The following is a 5117-nucleotide window of genomic DNA, read 5'->3' on the forward strand; positions in this document are numbered from 1 at the left end:
GTCGTGCGACCTCCAGGCGCTAGAGCGCCTTCCGGCCGCCCGACCCGCGGCCTCGCTCAGGTCTACTCCAAGAGCGTCATGGCGTGGCACGTCTGAGAGCGCTGAACGTGGACGCTGGTCAGGGGAGGCGGTGGAGGGCGCCGTCGGGGGTGGCCTCGAAGGTCAGGTTGTGGGCGGAGAAGGTCGCCTCTACGTGGAGTGTTCCGTCCGGGAGTGTGCGGGTCTGGATTCTCGGGGGTCCTTCACCGCGGACGGGGGCGATCAGGGTTAGTAGGCGGGCCGGTGGGGTTCCGCCACGTGCGGTGAAGGAGACCACCGGGGCGGGGAGTCTTTTGCGGGTGGAAGGGGCGATCCAGCCTTGCGGCGGGTCCAGGGCGCCTCGGGTGACCGTGGCGGGTCCGCCTGTGGTGCCGGGGAGCGGTAACCGGATGAAGTGGACGCGGACGGGGCCCGCGGTGGCGACGGCGCCGGTCCCGGCCGGAGCGGCGGTGAACGCCGCGGGCAGGTGCCAGAGCTGCTCGACGGAGCGGGGGGCGGCGGAGCGCACTTCGTCCAGCACGGCGACGGCGTCGGGATCGGAGGCCGCGAGCACCGTGCGGAAGCGGGCCGTCCCGGCGAAGGCGGTGTCGGAGAACCGGAACGTGTCGGCGCCGCGCCGGAACTCGTGCGCGACCAGCGCCGTCTCCTCGTTCTCGCGGAACGGCGCGCCCCGCACCACGAGCGTGTTGTGCGCCTCCGGCGAGGCCAGCCACCTGCGCCAGGTCGTGTCGCTGTAGCCGATGTGGCCGCTCGGAACGAGGATGTCGCGGCCGAGCGCATGGAAGGTGAGCGCCATGTGGTCGTTCTGCCCGTGCGCGTACCGGCCCGGTCCGAAGCGCGCCGTGTAGGCCGTCTCCTCGGCGAAGGAGCGGCCGTCCCGGCCCCAGCCGGACCTGCCCACCACGTACCCGGCGCGGTAGACGCGCGCCCTCTCCTTCGGCGGGACGCCTTCCGCGCCCTGCGTCGCGACGTATCTGAGCGGGCCCGTTCCGGGCGAGTCGATGTCGGAGGCTCTGGACGCGTCCGACTCGCCGATCTGGAGCAGGTCGCCACCGGGTGTGGTCTGGAAGGCGATGAACTCGTCCATCAGCTTGTGCCGGCGGAGGAGTTCGGCGGGGACGGGACGGCCGCACTCGCGCATCACCCGGAAGGCGAGCCGCCACCGGCTCCGGTTGTAGACGGTGTAGCGCGCGGACTGCTCGTTCCCGGCGCCCTCGTCGTCGACGGCCGGCCGCGCGCCGCCGGGCGGGGCGAGGACCGCGTCGAGCAGGTGCCGGTGGCCGAGCTCCGCGAGGTCCGCCCGGCCGATGCCGCAGCCCGCCGTCATGAGCGTCATCGACTCGTCGGTCCCGTGGTTCCAGGGCCCCGAGTAGTGCTCCGGGCGGGCCAGCCACCGCGCGTGGGCCGCGATGGCCTCGTCCAGCCACCGTCCGGCCAGGTGCCTGCGGAGGCAGACGAGGGTGGCGAGGCGGAACTTGGCGGCCTGGTCGATCGCCTCGCGCCGGCGCCCGGAGAACCGCTCGGGGCGGGCGTTGTCGGCGAGCCAGTCCCGGGCGACGCCCGCGGCCGTTCGCAGCGCGGCGCGGTCACCGGTCCGCTCGTACTCCCTGATGAGGCCGCCGAGCCATTCGAGGGAATGGAACCAGAGCTGCCACGACCGGTTGCCGTCCGGGGCCAGGCCCCAGTCCACGTCCGTCCCGTCGGCGACGCGGACGGGGGCGACCTTCGGAGTGGCGAACCGGCCCGCGCGCACCTGCGCCGCCGGGTTGACCCTGTCCAGGCCGTTGTAGCCGAGGCAGACCGCCCGCGCCGCGGCACGCGCGGTCACGCGTGCGGCGGACGGGACGCCGCCGTGGCAGCCGCACGACAGCGACAGCAGGAGCGCGGCGCACCCCGCCCCGCGGGCGCCTCTCCCCGATCGATGGGCCACAGTCCCACCACACACGCGAAGTGGGCTGCCGCCGGACGGCCGCCGGTGAAGGGACGGTAAACAATCGGGGCGTGCGGTCAGCGCGGTTTGTTGTCGCCCCGCAGCACGCGCTCGATGAGGTCGTCGCGGAGCTGGCCGTAGCCGGTCTCGGCCCACACGCTGCCGGACGGGTCGGCCTCGTAGTAGGGGACCTCCCGGCCGTCGCGGCGGTCGGTGAGGACCTCGGGGGCGCGCTTGTCGCGGGCCGCGCGGGCGCACGCGCGGCAGGTCCGGACGCTCAGCCGCCTGCGGGAGCCGACGGGCCGCCAGTCGAGTTCGCTGGTCGCGTCGCCGTGGAGCGGGTTGAAGAAGCACAGCGGGACGGGCGGGATCTCCGACCGGCCCTTGGCGACCGCCTGCGCGGAGGCCAGGGCGTCGCGGCCCTGGTCGAGGAGGACCAGGACACCGGCGAGGTCGGGGACGCCCCGCGCCGCGTCGAGGGTCTTCCCCGCGGCCTGGTAGGCGTCCAGGGCGCGGGCCACCAGGGCGCGGGCCCGCTCGCCGGAGGTCGGGACGGTGCTGTCGTCCAGCAGCTCCCCGAACGCGATGACCTCGCGGGACGCCTGCTCGCGGAGCTGGTCCTCGGTGGCGCGGTGCGCCGTGGCGAACACGGTGCGGGGCATCAGCAGCCCTTCCCCCTCGCGGCGGACGGAGGCCATCCGGCGCCGCCGCCACAGCAGGAACCCGGCGACCCCGGCCGCCGCCGCGGCCGCCGCGCCGGCGCCGAGGGGGAGCGCGAGCCCGCCCCCGTCCGCCTCGTTCCCGTCCGCGCCGCGTTCGCCCGGCGCGGTGCCGTGCCGGGCCTTGTAGCGCTTGTCGATCTCGGCGGAGACCCGGTCGTACTCCTGCTGGCCGGTCCCGGAGACGATCAGGTCGGCGACGCGCGACAGCCGGGCGGCGAGCGGCGCGTCGTCCATGGCGCGGTCCAGGGCGACGGCCCAGGCGGCGCGGTCGGCCCGGTGGTCGCCGCCCCACTCGCGCGCCCTCAGGTCCTGGGAGTCGTCGTCGAAGGTGATGAAGATCCCGTCGCGGCCGAGGCGGTCGTGCACGACGGTCGCGAGCTGCTCGCCGTCCGTCCACGTGCCGCCCTTGACGATGGGGACCAGCACGACGAAGACCGGCGCGGGGGCCTTGCGGAGCTTGGCGATGAGCTCGCGGCGGGCCGCCGCGGGGAGCGCCGGCGCCAGGGACGGGTCGACGTAGACGGGGGAGCGGCGCAGGGCGGCGGCCAGCCGCTCGCCGGGGGACGGTTCAGTCAACACCGAGGTACCTCATCACGCGGGGGAGGAAGGTCTTGCCGTGGGCGCCCCACGCCGCGTCGCGCCACACGCCCGGGACGAGGGTGTGCGGGCGGTGGCCGTCCGGCCCTGGGATCTGCAGGAGGCGCCGCTCGTCGAGCGCCTGCCTCTTGTCGAGATCCCGGCAGTTAGCGCAGAGCGGGCACTGCCTCGGCAGGGCGCCGCCGTGGTCCTTCTCCAGCTTCCGGACGCGCTTGCGCACGACCGAGCTGCCGTGCAGCGGGTTGACCAGGCACGGGGACGGCGGGGAGTCGATGTCGCGGGTCAGGGCGACGCATCCCTGGCGGGCCAGCACGATCGCGCCGACGAGGTCGATCGCCTTGCCCTCGTCATCCTTGGCGTCGTCGTAGAGGATCTGCGCGGCGTCGTAGGCGGACACGGCGTAGGCGCGTCCCCGCTCGCTGTCGGCCGTGGTGAGCAGGCGGCGAAGCCTCTCCAGGTCCTTGGCGCCGTGCCGGCGCAGCCAGCGGATGCTCGGCCTGGTGCGCGCCCGGTCGTGCCGGCGGGTCCTCGGCCGGTTCGGGGAGCGCGACAGCCCGCCCCTGCGCAGGGCCAGGACGCCGAGGCCCAGCCAGTACAGGACCGCGGCCGCCGCGGGCCCGGCGAGCAGGAGCCCGGTCAGCAGCGGCGCCTTGATCTCCGGTTCGTCGGGCGTCAGCGTGTTCTCCTGCCCGAACGGGTCCGGACTGGAGTACAGCCGCGGCATGGTGGGGGACGCCGAGGGCGCCGCCGCGTAGCCGTCGAGCCGCCGGACGATCCGGTCGGCGAGCCCGTCGAACGGGCGCTCGGAGTCGGCGGGTCTCGCGGCGCCCGGCGCGTCCTCCTCGTCCAGTTCATCCAACGCGGACAGGCCCCGGCGCGGGACGTTGAACGCCTCGGACTCCAGATTCCCGTGCCCGTCGGCCATCACGTAGAGGCCGTCGCGGCGCGAGCGGTCGTGCAGCATGAACAGGAACGCGTCGTCGCGGCCCTGCGACTCCGACTCGCTCGGGTTGGGGATCACGACGACGTACGCCGGCGTGCCGAGCCGCTTCGCCGTCCCGGCGAGGACCGCGCGGAGGCGGGCGCGGTCGGACGCGCCGAGCGCCTGCGCGAGGTCCGGGTCGACGAACAGCGGGTCCCTGGCCAGCGCGGCGCCCACCCGGTCGAGCCGGTGGTAGGCGTACGGGGGCGGCTCGTCGGCCGCGGCGGCGCCGGGGAGCGCCGCGAGCGCGGCGAGGGCGAGTGTGAGGGCGGCGAGCACCGCCGGAAGCCGCCTCATCTGCGTGCCTTCCCGGTGTTCTTCTTCGGCGATCGTCCCGGCCGCCGCGCCCGCCGCGCCGCCAGGACGCGGCGGGCGACCAGCAGGCCGAGGATCGAGGCCCCGCTCAGCGCCGCGCCGCCGCCGAACACGCTCCACTCGATGCGGGACGCCCGCCGGTCGGCCGCGTCGTCGGCGTCGAGGGCCTCGCGGACCTTCGACTTCGGCCGCGGCCGCGGATGGTCGCGGCGCTCCCTGGCGTGCCCCGACAGGGCGATGTCCACGAACAGCGCGACCACCCGCGCGGCGCCCGCGTCGTAGGGGGTCTCGGAGTTCGCGGCCGACCAGGCGTCCTCGATCGGGAGCCCGCGGACGTCGCCGAACTGGCGGATCTCGCCGCTGCCGCCGGACGGGGGGACCTCGATGTAGACGCCGTCCTTACGGAGCCGGTCGCGCAGCAGAGCCGCGAAGGACTCGGTCGCGTTCTGCGGGCCGAGGCCCGAGGTCTGGGGTGTGGGGCAGAGCCCCATGAGTCTTTTCGGTTTGACGCAAGCTGCTGCGCTCCGGCGCC

Annotated in this window: 4 protein-coding genes; all 4 read right to left on the bottom strand. The window is 75.3% G+C overall.

The features are described 5' to 3' along the window. Positions 1-118: 118 nt before the first annotated feature. Positions 119-1969 carry a heparinase II/III family protein gene (locus AB0C69_RS37780; protein WP_360360618.1) on the bottom strand — a complete coding sequence of 617 codons (1851 nt, stop codon included), beginning with the start codon at positions 1967-1969 and terminating at the stop codon, positions 119-121. 77 nt (positions 1970-2046) lie between these two features. Next, positions 2047-3270 carry a hypothetical protein gene (locus AB0C69_RS37785; protein ID WP_360360620.1) on the bottom strand — a complete coding sequence of 408 codons (1224 nt, stop codon included), beginning with the start codon at positions 3268-3270 and terminating at the stop codon, positions 2047-2049. After that, positions 3260-4567, bottom strand: coding sequence for a hypothetical protein (locus tag AB0C69_RS37790; RefSeq protein ID WP_360360623.1), 1308 nt, complete (start codon positions 4565-4567; stop codon positions 3260-3262). The genes AB0C69_RS37785 and AB0C69_RS37790 overlap by 11 nt, the downstream gene beginning before the upstream one ends. Next, positions 4564-5117: hypothetical protein (locus AB0C69_RS37795; protein WP_360360626.1), on the bottom strand; the 554-nt coding region annotated here is incomplete at its 5' end. The genes AB0C69_RS37790 and AB0C69_RS37795, both read right to left, overlap by 4 nt.

The sequence above is a fragment of the Actinomadura sp. NPDC048032 genome, assembly GCF_040653175.1.
In the GTDB taxonomy this organism is placed as follows: domain Bacteria; phylum Actinomycetota; class Actinomycetes; order Streptosporangiales; family Streptosporangiaceae; genus Spirillospora; species Spirillospora verrucosospora.